We start from the raw sequence: 22,223 nt of genomic DNA, 5'->3' as shown, positions 1-22,223 counted from the left end.
TTCCGCCTTAGCGTTTAGTATCTGCCTCTACTATGACTGATGGCACAGATTAGCAATACATCCAGTATTCGAAATGTACATAAACTAGATGACCGTTAGAGCTTTTTTGCTACAGTTCTCTAATTCTTTAGACCGCTTTCGTTACCAAAGGCTATCTTTTATTTACTGATATAATCCCACCTATAGAGGTAGGTGTTTTGCTAAATTAATACAGGAAAGGTCATCGTTAGAAACCTTTCTTCTATTAACTTGTTACCATCATTATGAAAATCTTATTACTACCTCTAAAAGGTTCATATAAATCTAGTTAAATAGAGAATTGCGAATAATCTAAATATAACGATAGATTGAAAAATCATCATAAGGTCCTTCTTAAAAGTCCCTTATGATGATCAAAAGATGAATTATTTTTCCACTTTTTCTGGAACTTCGATTTCACCCTTAGCAATTTTTTCTTTATATTCATCGATTACTTTTTGTACATCTTCTGGAATTGCACCGCGAGAATCCGCAAGTTTAACCCCATCTTCAGCTAAACCATAAACAAGTGTTTCTCCACCAGGGAAGTCACCGTTTTTCGCTCTGTTTGAAATATCTACTACTGCTGTGTTAACACCTTTTAACATAGAAGTTAAAGTTACGTTTGTTTTATCGTCTACTTTACCTTCTTCGTATTGGTCAGCATCTACACCGATTACCCATACATCTGCATTTGGATCTTTTGCTTTACGTTCTTTTGCTTCAGAGAATACACCATTACCAGTTGCACCAGCAGCGTGGAAGATAACATCTACACCTGAAGAGTACATGCTGTTAGCAGTGATTTTTCCTAGATCTGCTTTATCAAATGCACCAGTGTATTTTACTTGGATGTCGATATCTGGATTTACTGCTTTAGCGCCTTCAACAAAACCAGCGTGGAAGCGGTTAATAACTGGAATATCTACGCCACCTACGAAGCCGATTTTACCTGATTTAGACATTTTAGCTGCAGCAACACCAGCTAAGAAAGCACCTTCTTGCTCTTTGAACAGTACGTTTACTACGTTGTCTGCTTTCACTTCAGCATCAATCAACGCAAAGTGATTGTCTGGATTTTCAGCTGCTACTGCATCGATTGCATCAGCCATCATGAAACCGATACCATAAACTAAGTTAAAGTCACGACGCACTAAGTTGTTTAAGTTTGTTTCATAGTCAGCATCTGAAGCTGATTGTAGGTAGTCGAAACCACCATCACCTTTTTTAAGACCGTGTTCTTTTCCGTAAGCTTGAACACCTTCCCATGCAGATTGGTTGAATGATTTGTCATCAACGCCACCTACGTCAGTAACCATTGCTACTGAAAATGATTCTTCTGATGTTTCTCCACCCGAAGCGTTATCATTTTCTTTTGCAGGCTTTTCGTCTTTTGTACCACAAGCACCTAAAATTGCACTTGCCGCTAATACTGATGTTAATACTAAACCAAATTTACGTTTTTTCATTTAATTAACCCCCCAAAGGTATTGTAATTAGCAGGAAAAAAATTTAGAAATGTTCTACACCCGTTTACGAACTACATGGAAGCTGAATTTATCAGCTCGGAAATAATTTTTTGAATAGAGCACTACTTGATCATGGTCATCGTAATGCAACTGCTTTAACACTAAAAGAGCTGTTTCACGTCCACAGTTTAAAATCGGTGAAGCTTGTTCATGATACCCAACTGGATCAATGTACGTAACCGCATAGGCCACATGAATTTTTCCAGATTGCTCAAGAGCAGAGAACAGTGAAACTTCTTTTTTTTCGACAAAGTCAGTAGGCAGGAAGCTTGCGGGTAGCTTGTCTATACAGTAAACTACGGGCTCACCGTCCGCTGTTCTGACACGTTCAATTGTGAGTATTTTATCGTCGCCATCACATTGGAAGCGTTTTAAATCTTCCTCAGAAGGGATGTGCTCGGCCGCTTTTAAAAAACGCGAACCAGGCTCCATACCCGCTGCCTCGATCATAGAAGAAATGCTCGATAAATGCTCGATGCCTGATGTAAACAACGGCTTAGGGTTGACAAAAGTCCCAACCCCGTGTCGGCGCACAATCACATTTTCCTCTTCCAACAGTCGAAGTGCTTCTCTAAGTGTTGCTCGACTGACTCCGAGTGATTTCGATAATTCAAATTCTGAAGGCAGCTTTTCATTTTCTTTAAAAATGCCAGCCTCAATGTCAGATTTTAAACGATCGATTACTTGAAGATAGAGATGACGATGATCTGCTTTAATAGTCACATATATCACCACCAAAATCAGAGATCAGACATCTGATGTACAACATTCCTACTAATCGTTCATAAATATAACATTTTTGCAGAATGAAATAAACAGTTTTAAATAAAATCTGTTATAGAATTCATTCTTTCTTCAAATCCGTTGCAAATAAATGGACAAATATACAAAAAGAACCATCCATTTAATGTTTAATTGTCGTATTGATGAATAAGCACCTGACGAGGTTTACTGCCCTCAGGAGGCCCGACAATACCGCGTTGTTCCATCTGATCAACAATACGTGCTGCCCTTGAATAGCCTATTCGGAAGCGACGCTGAAGCATGGAGACAGATGCTGTTTGCATACTGACCACTAATTGCACTGCTTCGTCATATAATTCATCGGTTTCCTCTAAAATCGTTTCTTCTTCAGTAGGAATCATCTCCTCTTGATACTGCGCCTTTTGCTGTTCTATAACAAAATTCACAACAGCCTCAACCTCTTGATCCGATAAAAAGGCTCCTTGTACCCGTTTTGGTTTCGATGCTCCGGCTGGTAAAAATAACATATCACCGCGACCAAGTAATCGTTCTGCTCCGCCCATATCTAAAATCGTTCTCGAATCAATAGCTGAAGAAACTGCAAAAGCAATTCGCGATGGAATATTAGCTTTAATGACACCTGTTAAAACATCTACACTTGGTCTTTGCGTTGCAATAATCAAATGGATTCCCGCTGCACGTGCCATTTGGGCTAAACGTGTAATTGAATCCTCCACATCACTAGATGCGACCATCATCAAATCTGCTAACTCATCTACAATGACTACAATATAAGGTAGCTTAGGTTGCTTTTCATCTGTCTGTTCATTGACCTTTTGTACATGATTATTATAGCCTTCAATATTTCGTGTTCCAGTATGTGAAAACAGGTCATATCGACGTTCCATTTCAGAAACAACTTTTTTCAAGGCTTGAGAAGCTTTTCGTGCATCGGTCACAACAGGCGCCAATAAATGGGGAATACCGTTATAAACATTTAACTCCACCATTTTCGGGTCAATCATCATAAGCTTTACTTCATGTGGTTTTGTACGCATTAGTATGGATACTACTATGCCATTTATACAGACACTTTTCCCACTACCTGTTGAACCCGCTACGAGTAAATGCGGCATTTTATTGAGCTCTGCTAGCACTGCTTGTCCCGTAATATCTCGTCCAAATGCTACCTGCAACAATGCCTCTGGCTTAGCTCCATCCTTCGATTCTAATACCTCTCGTAAAGTAACAATGGCTACCTCACTATTTGGCACTTCAATACCAATGGCAGATTTTCCAGGGATTGGTGCCTCCATACGAATATCCTTGGCAGCCAGCGCTAATGCTAGATCATCTTGCAGATTGACAATTTTACTTACCTTGACACCAATATCAGGTAAGATTTCATATTTCGTAACGGCTGGTCCTAAATGAACTTGTGTGACTTTTGCCTTTACGCCGAAGCTTTGCAATGTTTGTTCAAGCTTTTTGGCATTCGCCTGGATGACGGAATATTCTCCACTTTGGTCATGTTGTGGTGGTAATTGTAATAGATTGTAAGAAGGAAGCTGGTAGTCTGCATTTTCTACAGTATCTGTCCCTTGAATATGGACCTCATCCATAGCTTCATCGTGTTCATTTTCCACTATTTCTGCCTGATCAAATATAGTTCTTTCCTGAGATACATTTTGGGTAAATGCAGAAATAATGGGCTCATGATGTATTTCTTCTTCTTCTTGCTCAGGCATATCCGTGGTTTGATTCACCGCTGCAATCTCGTCCACACTTTCTGCCCTAGAACGACGATTACTTGGCTTTTTAGGTGCATTTTTTTTCTTATCTCGATGTTTCTTTTTCCATTTACCAAATAAATCTGGCATTTTCTCTGCCAAATATGGCACTAATGCTTTTCCAGTAACCAAAATCAAGCCTATAAAGAAAATAACCCAAGCAACGACTCGTGCCCCTGATGCTTCAAATAGAACATGAAGACCACTAAATAAAAGAGCACCGATCATTCCACCGCCTAGTGCATTACTGCGATGAATAATCCCCTCGGTATTGATGAGAATTCGCCATGATTCACGGAGAACCGAATCAGATAATAAGCCACCTGATTTTGATAATTGTTCAAATAATATGCCATGACTAAAGATGGTTAAGCTCATAATAATGAGGAGCATACCTAGAATTAAGCGGTCTTTCATACCGACTTTTTTTCGACCAATCATCATTAATAACGCAACAAATATTAGCATAAATGGAACGGCAAAATGTAAATTTCCTAATAGAAACATTGCGAATGTTTGTAGCGTACGCCCGATCATACCGTATTCAAAAATCATGATGACCGCAAGCGCAATTAAGAGCAGCCCTAGAATTTCATACATAAGTGGAGACATTTCTTTTTTTTCTGTTGTTGCTTTGCTTTTAGTAGACTTTTTTCTTTTACTAACCGCCATTTCTATCACCTTCTTCTGCAATCCATTTTATATATGTAGCGAATCATACCATGTAGAACTCGAACATTTCAAAAAAAGGATTTTCCACCGCAATTGGGAGAAAATCCTTTTCCATTTACTTTTCCTCAAAGCCTTGACGATGAGTCATTTGTATTAATATTCCATAATAATTGGGATAATCATTGGACGACGCTTTGTTTTCTGGAATAGGTACGTATTTAAAGTATCACGAATTTCTTGCTTAATATTCGTCCATTCAAATGTTTCTTTCCCTACATATTTTTCAATAACAGTCCTTGCGATGTCCGATGCCTCAACCATTAACTCTTCTGATTCACGAACATATACAAAGCCGCGTGATAAAATTTCTGGACCAGACGCAATTTTCTTTTGTGCACGATTTAATGTCACGACCACAATGAAAATACCATCCTGTGATAATAATTTACGATCACGAAGAACAATATTCCCCACATCGCCAACACCGATCCCATCAATTAAGACGTTACCAGCTTGTACACGTCCACTCATGCGCATCTTATTATTTTTATATTCAACAATATCCCCTTTATCAGCGATAAATATTTGGGATTTTTGCATGCCTAGCTGTTGAGCTAATTTAGAGTGAGCAATTAGCATACGATATTCCCCTTGAACAGGAATAAAATACTTTGGTTGCATTAAATTTAACATAAGCTTTAAATCTTCTTGACTACCATGACCTGATACGTGCACATTTTTGCTAGAAGTTAGAATTTCAGCCCCAGCTTTAGAAATGGAATTCATCGTATTAGCCATTTGCACTTCCATACCAGGAGAAGGTGTAAATGTAATTAAAACTGTATCACCCTGCTTAATTTTAATGTCACGGTGATGCTTACGTACGATTTTTTCGAGAGCATCTAAAGGCTCCCCTTTATTGCCTGTTGTAATAATGATAATTTCATCGTCTTGATATTTTTGCATTTCTGAAATTGGAATAATTGTATCTTCTTCGACTGTTAAATAGCCAAGCTGTACACCTAAATCTACAGCCTTCTCTAATGGCTTCCCGACAATCACTACTTTACGGAATGATTTTTGAGCTTGAGCAAATACTTGTTGAATTCGGATAAAATTCGATGCATAAACAGCTACTAAAATACGACCTGGTGCTGAATGGAATGTTTTTGATAATTGTTCTTCAATGACAATTTCCGATGTTGTATAACCTGGTCGTTCAGCTTCGCAAGACTCAGATAATAGAATAAAGACGCCATCTTCCCCTAACTGGGCCATTTTCGCTAAATCAGGTTTAAATTTACCTGTCGCTGATTGATCGAATTTGAACTCTCCTGTATGAACAATCGCGCCTTCAGATGTATGGAACACTACCCCTAACGAATCGGGAATACTATGTGTTGTGTGGAAGAATGTTACATACGTTGAGTTGAAATTCATACGACTACGGTTTGTTACTTCAAAAAACTTTACCTGATGTGGTGCAGGTAATTCTTTCAAATGTTCCTTAGCTAGAGCAATTGTTAATTTTGAGCCGTACACTGGTGCCTTTATTTTTTGCAATACATAGGCAATCGAGCCAATTGCATCTTCATGTCCGTGTGTTAAGAATATACCTTTCACACGCTCTTTATTTTCTTCTAAGTACGTAATGTCAGGGATCACGATATCGATGCCTAGCATCTCGTCCTCTGGGAACATTAAGCCGCTATCTACTACAAATAGCTCTTCATCAATTTCTACTACGTACATTGCTTTTCCAATTTCGCCCACACCCCCAAGAGGGATGATTCGAATCAGTTCATTTTTCTTTTTTGTCAATTTATTTCCTCCTAAAAAATATCCCGAACAGCAACCACTTAACATTTATTATACGGTTTGCTAAGCTTTTGCACAAATTAAAAATACATGTTTCACAGCAGAAATATATTTTCTTATCTTTTCCTTATTGCTAGTAGATGGAAAGACAGATATTGGAATCCTTATGGAAATAGAGTCATTAAAGTATTTTTGAGGATGAGAAGTTATGGATTTCTTAAATAAAAAGGAAGCTGCTTTGAATAATCAGCCTCACAGACTGTTGACAAAATCCATCGAGAAGTTCACTCTCTATGCTTTTCTTCCTCTTGCATTTTCAATTTTGGTAAATCACTCACTGCGGATCTCCACATACTCTCCGAGCAAATTTGCTCTCTAAGCTAATTACCATGTCCAAGTAGCCATTTTCTTTAAATCATGGCAGCCAAAGTAAGCATCGCCTGCATGGACAATTGTTTAGTGGATATCTAAATAAAAAATCTATAGTAGCTTCCAGTTTTCACACGAAATAATCTTTGGGAATTCATGGATCAATCGTTAACATATCAAATTGTTCACGCTCATTATAACTTTAAATGAATAAGGAGTTCTTTATGTTGAAGTTAGTGTAACAAATTGCGGGAAAGTCGAGATTCTGGACTGAAAGCAAAGCGGCAGCAACAAAGCGAGGGAAGCGGGTCGACCCAGTAAAGAAAAAAAAGACTGTAGCCAACTCAAAATTCATTGAGAGTTCGTCTACAGTCCGCGAGACTGATTTGAATGATCAGCCTCGTTTTTATTTATCTAAAACTTCTCGCTTTTTCTTGATACGTATCCCATATGTTATCAAAGTTAGCCTTCTCTTCATCCGTCATTTCCATCATTGGCAAACGAACATTGAGTGTATCAAAGCCTAGCTTTGTCATTGCATATTTAATAGGTGAAGGGTTCGGTTGAGCGAACAGCGCGCGTACAAGAGGTAATAATGCTCGGTGAATTTTAGCTGCTAGCTTATGATTTCCTTCTTCAAACGCTTTAATCATTAATTGCATATCATTGCCTACTACATGAGCCGCTACGGAAATAATGCCTGCCCCGCCAATCGCCATTAGTGGCAATGTTAGGCCATCATCTCCGCTATACACTAAGAAATCATCATCTGGATCAACATTTTCAATAACATCACCCATCTGATCCAAATTGCCGCTTGCTTCTTTAATCCAAGCGATGTTAGGAATCTTACTTAATGCAACAGAAGTTTCATAGGCCACATTCACACCAGTACGCCCAGGGACATTATAGAGCATAACTGGTAGACTCGTTTGTTTAGCAATCGTTTCAAAGTGAGCAAAGATCCCACGTTGATTTGGTTTATTGTAGTAAGGAGCTACAAGCATTATGCCATCTGCTCCATTTTCTTCTGCTTTATGGGTCATGGCTATAGAATATGCTGTTTCATTGTCCCCTGTGCCAGCAATAACTGGCACACGACCAGCTACCTTTTCTACTGTAAAACGAACAACCTCTATTTTTTCTTCCGTAGACATTGTAGGATTTTCAGAAGTCGTACCACAAGCAACAATACAATCTGTACCATTGTCGATCAAATGATTAATAATACGTTCTAATTCTGGATAATTTATCGTGCCATCATCTTTAAACGGCGTAATCATAGCCGTTCCAATTCGACCTAAATTCATCCTTACACCCCTCTTATAGTAAGTTATCCTCAAGCATTGCTTCTGCAATTTGGATAGAGTTTAAAGCAGCGCCTTTTAATAGATTGTCAGAAACGATCCATAGATGGAATCCTTTTTTGTTGTCTAAATCTTGACGGATACGTCCTACAAAAGTAGCGTCTTCCCCTTCTGCATAAATAGGCATTGGGTAAGTTTGTGTTGCAATATCATCTTGTAATACTATACCTGGTGCATTGCGTAATACGTCAAAAATCTCTTGGATTGATGTTTCTTTCTCTACCTCAATATAAACAGACTCTGAGTGACCTGAAACGACCGGCACACGAACGCAAGTAGCAGCAACTTTTAGCTCTGGTGCATGCATAATTTTTTTCGTCTCATTAATCATTTTCATTTCTTCGTATGTAAATCCGTTATCTGTGAATTTATCAATTTGTGGAATGACATTACGAGCGATTGGGTAATGGCGCTTATCACTACCAGATGGTAAAATATTTGCTTCTACATCCCTACCTGCTTCCCAGTTTGCGCTTTGTGTTTTTAATTCTTCAATAGCAGAAATACCTGCACCTGAAACCGCCTGATACGTTGAAACAAGCACTTTTGTTAATCCAAATGCTTTACGAATTGGCTCAAGTGCAGCTACCATTTGAATTGTCGAGCAGTTTGGATTTGCAATAATCCCTTTATGCTTCGCCAGATCGCCTCGATTCACTTCAGGTACAACAAGTGGTACCTCTGGATCCATTCGGAAATGGCTCGTATTATCAATAACTACCGCACCACGCTTTGCTGCTTCGGGTGCAAGCACAGCTGATACTGAACCACCAGCTGAGAATAAAGCGACATTGACGCCTTCAAAAGCTTCAGGTGTCGCTTCTTCAATTGTATATGTTTGACCATTAAACTCGATTGATTTTCCTGCTGAACGTGCAGATGCTAGAAATTTAATGTTCCCTATTGGAAATTTTCGTTTGATTAATTGCTCCATCATTTTTGATCCTACTGCTCCTGTTGCTCCAACAACCGCAACTGTTAACTGCTTTGTCATCTGTCATCTCTCCTTGAATACAAGTTCCATAATGTGTGCTATTGTATCACAAAAATACTGAAAATTGTGTGTAATCTATGATTTATTTGAAATATTGTATCAACAGCGGTTGTAATTGCTTTTTCTGCGTAATTGCTGCATGAACAGTATCTACCATTTGGTCAAAATCAGCAATTAGAGAATTTGGTTTGGAGTGAGGAGAGTCCTGACCAAATGGGATAAAGTAAATATTTTTGGCATTTAACAACTTCATTATATTTATTCCATTTAAGCCGAGTGCATCATTTGTTGAAATTCCTAACACTACAGGTGATCCATTACGTAAAGTTGCCTTTGCTGCCATAAGAACAGGGCTATCTGTAGCCGCATTGGCAAACTTACTAATACTATTACCTGTCATTGGAGCGATTACCATTGCATCCAGTGGATTGGATGGACCAAATGGCTCCGCTTCTTTTATAGAAGAAATAACTTTTTCTCCAGTTAAAGCTTCTATTTTTGCAATCCATTCCTCCCCTGTACCAAAGCGTGTAGCTGCATGTAAAACGGAATGGGTAATGATTGGTATAACCGTTGCACCAACATCCATAAAATTTTGAATTTTAGGTATGACATCTTCATACGTACAATGAGAGGCTGTAATACCTAGGCCAATTCGTTTCCCCGTTAACAATTTTCTTCCTCCTCTATGGCCTTGCACAGAATTTCAGCAGCATTATGTGCAAAGTATTTCCCAGGCAATGATGGCAACAGTACATATGTTTGAAGTTGCTCAGCATCTATATCCAAACAGCCTGGCTCTGAGGCTAAATCATATAAAACTGCTGGAACATGATCTTTAAACGATTCTGTAATCCATTTAGCTGGAATTGTATTAATAAATGTACCTTCATTAATTGACCATAAACGATCATCTAAGTCCGTAGCTTTATAGCCATATGCCTTAGCCTCACTCACTTGTACAACTGAACGTGCAACAATATGAACATTTGCCCCCATTTTAACTAGTAAAGAAGCGAGCATTTTTGCGATACGTCCGAAACCTGCGATTGTAAAATTTTGTCCGTAAATACATTTTTGCTCGAGTCCGTAAAACGTGGCGATAAACCCCTCTGCTGTTAATCTAGCATTTTGCCAAATAAACGATTCTTGTTGTAAATAGCAAAGGGATTCATTTTTTTCTAGCAGATGCTTCCAGTGCATAGTTAAACGACCTGTATAGAATTTAACCTGTGATATACCATATAGCTGTTCTACTTCTATTTTTAAAGGCAGGATAGGTAGAATAATTTTATTTGGTTGAAATTCTAAAACAAGTTTATTTAACTCCTCGTTCCAAACTGTCGTTCTTTTATAAAACACTGTTCTCGATGGACTTCTTAACATTGTAGCTAGTTCTTTTAATCTGGAGTCCTCACCGATAACGAGCCATTTTTCGTTTTCCAAAAGCTCACCTCACTGTAAATATTCTGACTGTACTGTAGATGTCTTGTTAAATAAAATTCGATCTTCACCAATTAATATAATTTCGTGCCAAGGTATCATTTCACTAACCTTCATTTTCTTTTTTTGGAAAGGTAATTTATCTTTGACAATCTCAAAACCATGTATTTTTCCTGTTTGCACATCTAATAGGCATTCTGTATGAGCCAGGATGCCAAAATGTACACCACCCTCAATTTGAATTAACTCTTTATCCACCATCTCAGATAGTAGCATTCCTCATCTCCCTCCTTGAGCCGTTACCTCAATATATGCCGAGTTTTTGTAAATCGTGCCCCCTACCAAAAGTAGGAATATATTGCATTTCTGCTCCAATCTGTGTATAGTGTGTATATACAGTTATAAGAGGTGAGGATTTTGCATATCCATTTAAGCAATGCCAGTGATAAGCCCATATATGAGCAAATCACCATCCAGCTCAAAGAAGCCATTCTAGCTAATAAATTGCAAGCAGGTGATGCCCTACCATCCATTCGTGCTTTAGCTAAAGATTTAAAAATAAGCGTAATGACTACTAAACGTGCCTATGCCGATTTAGAACGGGATGGCTTTATTGAAACAGTCGCTGGGAAGGGAAGCTTTGTAACGGAACGTAACCAGGATTTCCTGCGTGAGGAGCTCTTGCGACAAGTAGAGGAGCATGTGCTGAAAGCCGTAAAATTAGCGAAAACAGCTGGTCTTTCAAATGAAGAATTACAAGATTTAGTCACTTTAATGTTAGAGGGGGATCATTAAGATGAATGCCATTGAAATTCATGACTTACATAAAGGATTTGAAGGTTTTTCACTAAAAGATGTAAGTTTTTCAGTACCTCAAGGAACAGTAATGGGCTTTGTTGGAGAAAATGGTGCTGGAAAATCCACAACGATTAAGTGCATGCTTAATTTAGTAAAAAAAGAATACGGCGATATATTACTTTTTAACAAAGATCATGTCGAACATGAACAATCGATAAAAAATGACATTGGCGTGGTTTTTGACGAATTACACGTACCCGAAACGCTGACTGCGACTCAGCTTGACAAAATTATGAAAAAGGTATTTAAAACATGGGATACAAATTACTACTTTGAACGATTAGCTCAATTTAACGTGCCAAAGAAGAAAAAAATCAAGGAACTTTCGCGAGGCATGAGAATGAAGCTATCAATTGCTTTAGCATTGTCCCATCATCCGAAACTCTTAATTTTAGATGAACCAACAAGTGGTCTGGACCCCATTATTCGCGATGAAATTTTAGATTTATTTTTAGCATTTATGCAGGATGAAACACACAGTATTCTTTTTTCCTCCCATATTACAAGTGATTTAGAAAAAATAGCCGACCATATCACCCTTATTCATAATGGAGAAATTTTATTGAGTGAAAGTAAAGATGCCCTTTTATATGAGTATGGCATTTTCAAAGGAAGTCTTGAGGAGGTAAACGAATTACCTGAGCATGCGATTATAAGAAAGCGCAATGGCGTATTTGGAATCGAGGCATTAGTACTTAAAAAGGAAGTAAATGAGATTTTCAAACTTGAAAGACCCTCTATCGAAGATATTATGCTATTTTTCGTGAAAGGGTGTGTTTAATTATGATTGGTTTACTAGTAAAAGATTTTATGACCATTCAGCGTCAAATGAAGTCACAATTATTTGTCATACTTTTTCTCCTTATTATGGCTATTCTTATGCGAGAAACTTCTATGATTTTAGCTGTTATTGTTTTTATTGTTACCATTCAAGCCATCACTGCCCTTGCGTATGATGAACAATGCAACTGGGATAAATACGCTAATACCTTTCCAATTACAAAAGCTGATATTGTGCTTAGTAAATACTTACTAAGTGTGTTATTAATGCTACTCGGTCTTGTCATTGCTCTACCAATCATTTTTCTTATTCATCAATTGAGCAATCATGAGATGACTGCTCAATTTTTCCTCACGTTTATAATGATTGTAACATCGGCCCTTTGTCTGTTAGCCGTTTTTTTACCTATTTATATTAAATATGGCTCGCTCAAAGGAAGAATGGTTCTAATTGCACTTTGTTTTATCCCTGGCTTTTTAGTGGGGATGTTTAAAGGGGCTATACCTACAATGGTTATGACATTTTTAGATTTAAAGCAATTCATCTATTTTACACCTTTCGCTGGACTTCTGTTACTGTGGCTTTCCTCACTCATTTCTACAGAAATCTATAAACGAAAAGAATTCTAGGGGGGATTCCATGCGTGCCTTATTAGTACAAAGATTTATCGTACAAAGATGGACTATCCTTTTTGCAATCACTATCTGTTTCGTTCTTTATTTCATACGCTTGCCTTATTTAGATAGCCCATTCATTTGTCTATTTGTAGTAATTGTTTCCGCTAGCCTCGTTGAAAATTTATATAAAGGGGATCGTCAAGTAAAATGGGAAGTTTATGTTAATAGCTTGCCTCTCTCAAAGAAAGTCCAATTACAGTCGGATTTCCTTTTTTGCTATGCCTTTGTTGCAAGTCTATATATATTAATTGCACCTTTGTACTTTTCACAGACTGAAGCGTCTACAAATTTTATTAGCCATTTTGCCATGTATGTTGGTTTTATCAGTAGCTCTTTTTTTCTTCTTTCTAGTCAATTTTATATTCAACAGCTCGAGGAAACGGAGAAAATGCGATCTTTACAGATGCTTACAGCTACAGTACTAATTATAGCTCTTAATTCGGTTGTTCATTTTTATTTATCGCTAGTAGCAGGGAATCTCTTCATTTTGTTAATCCCAACGCTTATAAGTATCTTTAGTAGCTGGTTAGTTTTTCAAAAATGTCTTCATTTATTGATGACACGAGAAATATTTTAACATTCAAAAAAAATAGGCTGCCCTTAAGGCAACCTATTTTTTATCTACAACTACATGAATTAATGTATCATTAGCAATATCAATCGTAAAGGCTTTCCCAAATCCAACAACATAACGCCCCTCTATTGGCGTTAGTTCGAATAAAGAAAAATCAAGTGAGCGCAACAACTCCATCATTTTTGCATTAAACAGTTGATCGAATGTCGCAAATATATCCTCATGACCTTCATTCCCTAATTTTTTTGGTACACATTGCCAACGTGCTCGCTCTGGAGCAAATGGATTGGCTGTTACGGCCTCATCTGCTACACAAATTAAATCAACCACTTCCGATTGCTCCATGAGTTGGTAATGCTCTGCTACTTGGCTAATATAAACATAAAACTTTCCGTTGAGTCGCACAAAAGGCGTAGTACTACTAAAAGGCTTACCTTCCCCATTCACGAAGCTTAACACACAGTTTTTTTTACTTTGTATAAAGCTTTCATAATTTTGTTTTACTTGTTCAATATCAATTGCTTTAGGCATATTATTTCCCCCTATACTCTAACCGTATTTTTTAATTGAATTCTCGGAGAATTATCCCAAGATACATATTGAATTTCAGCTTCCATACGATATATTTGTTGGATCATTTGTTCAGTCATCACTTCATCCGGTGTCCCTATATGTGCTCGGTTACCATCCTTTACAACGACGATTTTATCGCTGTAACTAGAGGCTTGGTTCAAATCATGAAGCACCATTACAACTGTCATACCCATATCACGGTTAAGCTCCCGTACTAATTCTAGCACTTCATGCTGATGAGCAATATCTAAAAATGTCGTGGGCTCATCCAATAATAAGACTTGTGGCCGTTGTGCCAAAGCCATCGCAATCCATGCGCGCTGAGCCTCGCCACCAGACAAAGCGGCTATTGGTTTTTCTTTATAATGGGAAAGATAGGTTTTTTCTAATGCCCAATCAATAATTGCCTCATCCTCTGCATTCAGGCGTTCAAACCACTTTTTATGCGGATATCGACCATAGGCTACTAAACTTTTGACAGAAATATCGCTCGGAGCTTGGTTTTGCTGACTCAGCATACACATTTTGCGTGCGATTTCCTTTGAGGATAGTCGACGCATATTTTCTCCTTCAAACAGGATATTCCCACCACTGTACGGCTGCATCCGTGCAATCGCCTTTAATATCGTTGATTTACCAGAGCCATTCGGTCCAATAATCGATAGAATCTCGCCTTGTTCCACTTCAAAGGAAAAATTATGGACAACTTCCTTTTGTTCATAGCTGATGGATAGCTGTTCAATTTTTAACATTAAAACGCCCTCTTTCTCATTAAGTATAAGAAGTAAGGTCCACCGATTACCGCCATTAAAATGCCTGCCGGTATATCAAGTGGTGCAAATATTGTCCGTCCGCCCGTATCCGCAACCAATAAAACAATCGCCCCCAAGGCCATACTCATAGGCAACATGTATTTATAATCAGAACCAACTAATAATCTCGCCATATGAGGTACAATTAATCCAACAAAGCTGATCATTCCCACTGCAGCAACAGATATCGCTGCTAAAAAGACAGCTAAAATTGATAGCATAATACGAATCCGTGTTACACTTTCCCCTAAATTAGTAGCGACCTGATCGCCCAAACGGATAATGTTTGCTTTGCGAATTGCAAAAATGGATAGTATCCAGCCTATAATGGCGTACAAATAAATCATATGCAGCGATGCATTTCCTTTTGCAGCGAGACTACCATTCATCCATTGTACTGCCGATGGTAGACGATCACTATATAGTATCGACAAAAATCCAATGACGCCCCCACATAAAGCATTTACTGCAACCCCTGATAAAATAATGGTGATTGGGGTAATGCCTGTCCGTCTCCAGGCGAGTGCATAGACAATTGCTGCGGCAATTAAACCACCAACAAAGGCTGCGATAGGGATCAAATGGGTTAATTCTGGATTCGCTAAAAGGATAAGCAATACAAAAGCTGCAGCACCACTTGTTACCCCTGTTAAACCTGGATCTGCTAACGGATTTCCCATGACTGCCTGCAGTAACGCCCCAGATATAGCTATACTTGCGCCAATAATTAAAGCTAGTAACACGCGGGGAAGACGGATATCCCATATAATCGTTGTATACACACCCTCTTGACCACGACCATTGATAAGGGTTGATAATATATCAGGAATTGAAATATGGACACTACCTAATCCAATTGCTATTACTGCTGCTAAAATGGTTATCACAAAGGTCGTGATAATAATCATGCGACTTCTTGCTGTATGAATCATACCTCTACCTCACGAACTTATTTATAGAAATAATCTGCAATCGTTGTTAGTGCTGTCTCAGCATTTGTAATAGATGTGACACCAAAAATACTGTAATCAAGCATATAGATTTTGTCATTTTTGTATGCTGATAATTGTTGCCAAGCACTATTTTTTTCAATTTCTTGTTTAAATTTATCTTCATTCGCTCCGTGATCGCCAGACGCTAAGACAAAGACAATATCTGGATCTGCTACAACAATATCTTCTAAATTCATTGGTGAATAAGTTGACTCTGCTTTTAATACTGATTTCGCAATATTATCTGCACCCAATCTTTCTACTAAGCTTCCTAAGTAGGATTTGTCGTTCATTACCATAAAGGAATCAGATGTTCCGATAACGAGCATAACAGATGGTAATTCTTTTCCTTGTGCTTGCTCTTCCAGCTCTTTTTCTTTTGCTACAAGATTTTGTAAGATTTCATTTACTTTTTCTTCTTTACCAAAGTATGTACCTAGCACCTTAAAACTCAATTTTAAGTCATCATACGAATCTGTTGGTAAATAAGCTGTTGGGAGATTCATTCCCTGTAGTGCTTGATCTAATGAGCTTTGTAGAGAAGAAGCGCCAAGAATCAAATCGGTTTGTAAACTCGAAATAACTTCTAAATCTGGTGACATTGGTGAACCAATTTTTGTAATCGAATCAAAGTCTGATGGTATCGGGTTTGTCGATGTTGGTACCCCCACTGGTGTGATCTCCAAAAGATGTAGCATTTCTGTTAAAGGAACTGATGTCGTCACAATTTTTTCCGGCACTGTTGTAGGAAAGTTTGCTAATGCCTTCTGAAAGGCTTCTTCATCAACACCATCTTGAAATTCATCTTTTTTGACAGCCGAAGTATCAGCAGCTTCATCTTGCTTTGCTACTTCTTCCTTTTGAATTTCTTTATCTGCGCCTTTCTCTTCTTGTTCTGCACATCCAACAAGTGCTAATGATAATGCGAGTGTACTAACATATAGCCATTTTTTCATATCTACTATTTCCTCCGTGTAAATGAAAATGATTTTCAATATCAATCATACTATCAGAGTTAATTGATAATTACAATGCCTAATTGATAATACAAATAAAAAGTAGGTGTCTCAATAATCATTTGAGACACCTACTTTTAAGACTATACAATGAGGTAGGTATTTTATTCGCTTGGTCCAATAATTGAAATAGCCGGCTCTGCTTTCAAAATTTTAGCAATCAATCGATCCACTGAGTCCATGGATACAGCATCTATAGACGCTAATACCTCGTCTACTGTACGATGTTTACGATGAACAAGCTCACTCGTACCATTCCGATTCATACGTGCGCCAGTTCCCTCTAATCCTAGAACAAAGCTACCTTTCAGCTGCTCTTTTGCATTATCAAGCTCTTCTTCTGTGACACCACCTGCGACAATATCGAGTAAAGTAGCATCAATAGTATGTTGTAGCTGTGATAATTGCTGACGGCTAGTACTGCCATAAATGGTGAACGCCCCAACATCTGCATAACAGGATTGGTAGGAGAAAATAGAATAAGCTAGACCTCTTTCTTCACGCACCTCTTGAAACAATCGTGAGCTCATATTGCCACCAATAATATTATTTAACGCAATAAAGCTATACATATCAGGGTCCTTAACACCAATAGCTGGATAGGATATAGCTAAATGCGCTTGCTCTGTATCTCGGATTTTGGAAATTTCCCCAGGATGAAATGAAGGATTTGTCAGCACAGGCGCAATCGCAACTGCGGAAGGCTGATATTGTCCAAATAACCGTTCAATCGTAGCTATGAGTTGAGGCGTAATATTGCCCGCAATGGAAATCACCACTGACTCTGGACCATAATGTTTGGCCATATAATGGCGAATCGCCTCAGCAGTAAATGTCTTTAATGTAGCTGCACTGCCCAATATCGGACGGCCCAGTGCATCATTGGGATACATGACACTCCATAGCTTTTCATGCACATCATCGTCCGGGGCATCTTCGCTCATTAAAATTTCCTCTAATACGACTTGTCGTTCTTTTTCTAATTCTTCTTCTGCAAATGTAGAATTAAAAAACATATCAGCCAAAATGGAGACTGCTAGCTCTGCATGATGATCTAAAACTTTTGCATAATAACACGTATTTTCCTTAGATGTGAAAGCATTTAATTCTCCACCTATCCGATCAAATTCTTCCGCAATTTGACGAGCTGAACGAGTTGCTGTTCCTTTAAACAACATATGCTCTATAAAATGTGTAATACCGTTCTCTTCAGGTAGTTCATAGCGTGAACCCGCGTTAACAAAAATACCTAAAGCAACAGATCTTACATGGTTAATTTGTTCTGACACAATACGAACACCGTTCTGACATGTATGTACTTGAACCAAAAAATCTCCCCCAACTATATATTTCTTTATGATGATAAACTATTTAAAAAGGCTGCGCATTAGACGCAGCCTTTTATCTTTATTATTTTTGTTGTTCAGCGCGTTCTTTTTCCTCTTGTAGTACTACTTTACGAGATAAATTCACACGACCTTGTTTGTCAATTTCAATTACTTTTACTAGTAATTGATCGCCAAGTTTTAAGACGTCTTCCACTTGCTTTGTACGTTCCTCTTGAATTTCAGAAATGTGAAGCAAGCCATCTTTACCTGGGAAGATTTCACAAAACGCACCGAATTTTTCAATACGCTTCACTGTCGATAAGTAGTATTCCCCTACTTTAGCTTCACGTACGATATCTTCAATAATTTGTTTTGCGCGTGCATTCATTTCTTCATTAGCAGAAGAAATATAGATTGTACCATCTTGTTCTGTATCAATCTTAACGCCCGTTTCTTCAATAATTTTGTTAATTTGTTTTCCGCCAGGTCCAATAACATCGCGAATTTTATCTGGGTTGATTTTAACAATCACGATTTTTGGTGCAAATTCAGATAATTGTGTACGTGGCTCTGCAAGTGTCGCAAGCATTGATTCTAAAATATGCATACGACCTACTTTAGCTTGTGTCAATGCTTCTTCTAAAATATTTCGTGATAGGCCATCGATTTTAATGTCCATTTGTAGAGCTGTTACACCTTTAGCTGTACCAGCCACTTTAAAGTCCATATCCCCTAGATGATCTTCCATGCCTTGAATATCCGTTAAAATAGAATAATGTTCACCTTTTTTAATAAGGCCCATTGCAATACCTGCAACTGGTGCTTTTAAAGGAACACCAGCATCCATCATAGCTAATGTAGATGCACAAATAGACGCTTGAGATGTTGAACCATTTGATTCAAGTACTTCCGATACACAACGAATTGTATATGGGAAAACAGACTCATCAGGAATAACTGCTTCCAGTGCACGTTCTCCTAAAGCTCCATGACCAATTTCACGACGACCTGGTCCACGAATTGGTCCTGTCTCACCAACCGAGAATTGGGGGAAATTATAGTGGTGCATGAAGCGTTTTGATTCTTCGACACCTAAACCGTCAATAATTTGTACATCCCCAAGCGCACCTAACGTACAAATAGAAAGTGCTTGAGTTTGTCCACGTGTAAATAGACCTGAACCGTGTGTACGTTGTAATATTCCGGTTTCAGAAGAAAGTTGTCGAATCTCGTCTAGTTTACGACCATCTGGACGAATTTTATCTTCAGTGATTTGTCGACGTACTTCATCTTTTACCATCTTATCAAGTATTGTATAAACCTGCTTCATCGTATCATCATCTGCTTCTTGCTCTTCATAGGAAGCAATAATACGATCTTTTACAGCTTGAATCGCTTCGTCACGAGCATGTTTCTCAGCAGTTTGAATTGCATCATGCATATCCGTCTCACAAGCAGCCTTTATATCCGCTTGGATTGCTTCATCAATTTCAAATAATGTAACTGGTTTCTTTTCTTTTCCTACCTCAGCCACAATTTGCTCTTGGAATGCGATAATTTTTTTAATTTCCTCATGCCCAAACATAATCGCTTCTAACATCACTTCTTCTGGAACTTCAAGTGCGCCAGCTTCAACCATGTTGATAGCGTCCTTGTTCCCTGCTACAGATAAATGAATTGTCGATTGGTTCGATTGTTCCACTGTTGGATTAACAATGAACTCACCGTCAATATAACCAACTTGTACACCCGCTATTGGCCCATCAAATGGAATGTCAGAAATAGCTAAGGCTAATGAAGAACCAAGCATTGCTGCCATTTCAGACGTACAGTCAGAATCATTTGACATTACCATAGAGATTACTTGAACTTCGTTACGGAAACCATCTGGGAACATCGGACGGATTGGACGGTCGATTAAACGGCTCGCCAATATAGCTTTTTCTGATGGACGCCCTTCACGCTTAATAAAGCCGCCAGGAATTTTACCCGCAGCATATAGACGTTCTTCATAGTTTACTGTTAATGGGAAGAAATCAAGTGGTTTTGGTGATTTTGACATTGTGGCTGTAGATAATACGGAAGTATCGCCATAGCGTACTAATACAGCTCCGTTTGCTTGTTTTGCTAACTGTCCTACTTCAATTACAAGTGGACGGCCAGCCCATTCGTAGGAATAGACTTTCTTTTCGTTCATTCAATGAACCCCTCTCTATTATAAAAAACACTTACTTCGTCTGTATGTACTAATTGTAAGTGTACCAAAAATGCTTGTTCTATGCTAAAAAATATTTCTTGAAATAATCATACATTTAAATTCAGTTATTGCCAATTTATTTAAGATTTATTTCTATATTTTATTGAAAAAACATTTTTATACTTTTGTTATATGGAATTGACTTAAATTGATCCTTCCTGACGAAAAGTAATGTATGTAAATAGATATAAATGCTTCTTCACATTATTATTTCAAGTGCAGGCTATACACAATAGATTTATTATACCACGGTACTTGTCATACAACATCCTACTAGTATAAAGAAAGTTAAGTATGTAGTAAAGTTTAAGTGTGTCAAGGTGGAAAAATTAAAATAAATGCCCCGTCAAACTAGCATTCACGGGGCATTTCATGTCTCTTTTATTAAATTATGTAGTTTTAGACAGCGGTCTAGCTATTTTATCTTTGTTTTTTGCTGTTTGGATCTTATTGCTGATAGCTGGAATGACGAAACGATCCAATCCAAACTTACCGGCATTGAAACCAGCTGCTGCTATAAAGATAGCGAGTAAAATATCCCATGGGTTACTTGATATAGTACCTGCCATTAAAAATGCAAAGTTCATAACCATCCCAAAAAACGCAGCATACGTTGTTAAACATCCAAGTATTAATCCTAGGCCAACTAAAAACTCTCCCCAAGGAATAAGGAAATTAATAATTTCAGCATTGGGTAAAGCAAATGTTTCAATAAACTTTACATATAGTGGATATGCTAAATCCTCGCCGCTAGTTACTGGATTTGCTGTTGCATTTGCTAAAAAACCGGATGCATCAAATCCATTCATCAATTTTCCCCAACCGGCTGTTAGCCAATGCCAACCTAGATAGATACGAATAATTGTCAAAATCCCTGCAACAATATTATTCTCTCTTAATATTTTGTTAAACATCCAACTGCACCTTCTCACCATAAAATTTTGTTTTCACATTTCACAAGCTGAAGTAAGTTGTTATAGGCCATTCATGGCTAAATAAGAACAACTACTATTCAATTAGTTCTTGATCCAACTCGATTGGACAATAAAGCTAAATTCACATAGGACTGGTTGAATTTGGTTGCGAAATGTGATTAGAATATATCACCCTTTTATTGGCTAGAACATGTTTTTTCTAGCTCGTTCACCGGAGCGTAAAAAAGTTATGGCTTATTATCGAACAAAATAAAAACGGAGACGAGAAGTGAACTATCCTAGAAGGTCATTATTTTTTTGCAATAAAAAAAGACTGTAGACAAAACATAAGTTTGTCTACAGCCCGCTGTAATTAGCGACGTAAGCCTAAACGGTTGATTAGTTCACGGTAACGTTGTACGTCAGTTTCACGAAGATATTTTAATAAGTGACGACGACGACCTACCATTTTAAGAAGACCACGCTCAGAGTGGAAATCTTTTTTGTGTGTACGTAAGTGAGTATTTAGAGCATTGATTTCTGCTGTTAATACTGCAACTTGTACTTCTGGTGAACCAGTGTCACTTTCGTGAGTACGGTACTCAGCGATAATTTCGTTTTTACGTTCTTTTGTAATAGCCATTTGTATGGACCTCCTAAGAAAAATTATTTATCCCCATTAGCACAGTAAACGTTG

The 22,223-nt window shown here is 37.9% G+C and carries 21 protein-coding genes; 4 read left to right on the top strand and 17 right to left on the bottom strand.

Annotated elements, in window-relative coordinates; genetic code table 11:
• Positions 1-404: 404 nt before the first annotated feature.
• From PI85_RS11990 to PI85_RS11950, 9 genes are all read right to left on the bottom strand, one after another.
• Positions 405-1,487: a BMP family protein gene (locus PI85_RS11990; protein WP_036124090.1), complete on the bottom strand. Its 1,083-nt coding sequence runs from the start codon at positions 1,485-1,487 to the stop codon at positions 405-407.
• Positions 1,488-1,541: 54 nt separating this feature from the next.
• The gene (locus tag PI85_RS11985; protein ID WP_008178950.1) at positions 1,542-2,270 is read right to left on the bottom strand and encodes a GntR family transcriptional regulator; all 729 of its coding nucleotides are present in this window, start codon (positions 2,268-2,270) and stop codon (positions 1,542-1,544) included.
• A gap of 188 nt (positions 2,271-2,458) precedes the next feature.
• Positions 2,459-4,753 carry a DNA translocase FtsK gene (locus PI85_RS11980; RefSeq protein ID WP_036124088.1) on the bottom strand — a complete coding sequence of 765 codons (2,295 nt, stop codon included), beginning with the start codon at positions 4,751-4,753 and terminating at the stop codon, positions 2,459-2,461.
• Positions 4,754-4,906: 153 nt separating this feature from the next.
• Positions 4,907-6,574 carry a ribonuclease J gene (locus PI85_RS11975; protein ID WP_036124084.1) on the bottom strand — a complete coding sequence of 556 codons (1,668 nt, stop codon included), beginning with the start codon at positions 6,572-6,574 and terminating at the stop codon, positions 4,907-4,909.
• A 776-nt stretch (positions 6,575-7,350) separates the two neighbouring features.
• On the bottom strand, positions 7,351-8,250 hold the full coding sequence (dapA, locus tag PI85_RS11970) for a 4-hydroxy-tetrahydrodipicolinate synthase (protein ID WP_008178954.1): 900 nt from the start codon (positions 8,248-8,250) through the stop codon (positions 7,351-7,353).
• 13 nt (positions 8,251-8,263) lie between these two features.
• Positions 8,264-9,301 (bottom strand): aspartate-semialdehyde dehydrogenase, encoded by a 1,038-nt coding sequence (locus PI85_RS11965; RefSeq protein ID WP_036124081.1) that lies wholly within the window; start codon positions 9,299-9,301, stop codon positions 8,264-8,266.
• A gap of 82 nt (positions 9,302-9,383) precedes the next feature.
• Entirely contained in the window at positions 9,384-9,974 is a 591-nt protein-coding gene (locus tag PI85_RS11960) for a dipicolinate synthase subunit B (RefSeq protein WP_008178956.1), read from the bottom strand.
• On the bottom strand, positions 9,968-10,747 hold the full coding sequence (locus tag PI85_RS11955) for an NAD(P)-dependent oxidoreductase (RefSeq protein WP_012293314.1): 780 nt from the start codon (positions 10,745-10,747) through the stop codon (positions 9,968-9,970). Before PI85_RS11955 ends, PI85_RS11960 begins: the two co-directional genes overlap by 7 nt.
• Positions 10,748-10,756: 9 nt before the next feature.
• Positions 10,757-11,020 carry a hypothetical protein gene (locus PI85_RS11950; protein WP_004224966.1) on the bottom strand — a complete coding sequence of 88 codons (264 nt, stop codon included), beginning with the start codon at positions 11,018-11,020 and terminating at the stop codon, positions 10,757-10,759.
• 141 nt (positions 11,021-11,161) lie between these two features.
• On the opposite strand from PI85_RS11950, the gene PI85_RS11945 reads away from it, so the two are divergent.
• From PI85_RS11945 to PI85_RS11930, 4 genes are read left to right on the top strand one after another with little or no spacing between them, the layout of a single operon-like run.
• Entirely contained in the window at positions 11,162-11,539 is a 378-nt protein-coding gene (locus PI85_RS11945) for a GntR family transcriptional regulator (protein WP_008178959.1), read from the top strand.
• 1 nt (position 11,540) lies between these two features.
• Positions 11,541-12,383 (top strand): ABC transporter ATP-binding protein, encoded by an 843-nt coding sequence (locus PI85_RS11940; RefSeq protein WP_036124078.1) that lies wholly within the window; start codon positions 11,541-11,543, stop codon positions 12,381-12,383.
• Between the two features lie 2 nt (positions 12,384-12,385).
• On the top strand, positions 12,386-13,012 hold the full coding sequence (locus tag PI85_RS11935) for an ABC-2 transporter permease (RefSeq protein ID WP_036124074.1): 627 nt from the start codon (positions 12,386-12,388) through the stop codon (positions 13,010-13,012).
• 10 nt (positions 13,013-13,022) lie between these two features.
• The gene (locus PI85_RS11930) at positions 13,023-13,637 is read left to right on the top strand and encodes an ABC-2 transporter permease (RefSeq protein WP_036124071.1); all 615 of its coding nucleotides are present in this window, start codon (positions 13,023-13,025) and stop codon (positions 13,635-13,637) included.
• 33 nt (positions 13,638-13,670) lie between these two features.
• On the opposite strand, the gene PI85_RS11925 is transcribed toward PI85_RS11930, so the two are convergent.
• The 8 genes from PI85_RS11925 to rpsO all read right to left on the bottom strand — a co-directional run bounded on the left by PI85_RS11925 (position 13,671) and on the right by rpsO (position 22,169).
• On the bottom strand, positions 13,671-14,165 hold the full coding sequence (locus PI85_RS11925; protein WP_036124068.1) for a pyridoxamine 5'-phosphate oxidase family protein: 495 nt from the start codon (positions 14,163-14,165) through the stop codon (positions 13,671-13,673).
• Between the two features lie 11 nt (positions 14,166-14,176).
• On the bottom strand, positions 14,177-14,959 hold the full coding sequence (locus tag PI85_RS11920; RefSeq protein ID WP_036124065.1) for an ABC transporter ATP-binding protein: 783 nt from the start codon (positions 14,957-14,959) through the stop codon (positions 14,177-14,179).
• The gene (locus PI85_RS11915; protein WP_036124061.1) at positions 14,959-15,951 is read right to left on the bottom strand and encodes an iron ABC transporter permease; all 993 of its coding nucleotides are present in this window, start codon (positions 15,949-15,951) and stop codon (positions 14,959-14,961) included. Before PI85_RS11915 ends, PI85_RS11920 begins: the two co-directional genes overlap by 1 nt.
• A 17-nt stretch (positions 15,952-15,968) precedes the next feature.
• Positions 15,969-16,967 (bottom strand): ABC transporter substrate-binding protein, encoded by a 999-nt coding sequence (locus tag PI85_RS11910; protein ID WP_036124057.1) that lies wholly within the window; start codon positions 16,965-16,967, stop codon positions 15,969-15,971.
• A gap of 164 nt (positions 16,968-17,131) precedes the next feature.
• The gene (locus tag PI85_RS11905; protein WP_036124055.1) at positions 17,132-18,355 is read right to left on the bottom strand and encodes a pitrilysin family protein; all 1,224 of its coding nucleotides are present in this window, start codon (positions 18,353-18,355) and stop codon (positions 17,132-17,134) included.
• An 82-nt stretch (positions 18,356-18,437) separates the two neighbouring features.
• Entirely contained in the window at positions 18,438-20,552 is a 2,115-nt protein-coding gene (gene pnp, locus PI85_RS11900; RefSeq protein ID WP_036124052.1) for a polyribonucleotide nucleotidyltransferase, read from the bottom strand.
• A 449-nt stretch (positions 20,553-21,001) separates the two neighbouring features.
• Entirely contained in the window at positions 21,002-21,526 is a 525-nt protein-coding gene (locus PI85_RS11895; RefSeq protein ID WP_036124050.1) for a DoxX family protein, read from the bottom strand.
• Between the two features lie 373 nt (positions 21,527-21,899).
• Positions 21,900-22,169 carry a 30S ribosomal protein S15 gene (rpsO, locus tag PI85_RS11890; protein ID WP_008178982.1) on the bottom strand — a complete coding sequence of 90 codons (270 nt, stop codon included), beginning with the start codon at positions 22,167-22,169 and terminating at the stop codon, positions 21,900-21,902.
• Between the last annotated feature and the right edge of the window lie 54 nt (positions 22,170-22,223).

The organism is Lysinibacillus sp. A1 (assembly GCF_000801965.1).
Classification (GTDB): domain Bacteria; phylum Bacillota; class Bacilli; order Bacillales_A; family Planococcaceae; genus Lysinibacillus; species Lysinibacillus fusiformis.
Note: the sequence above shows the minus strand (reverse complement) of the source record. Positions and strands in the feature narration are given on the sequence as shown.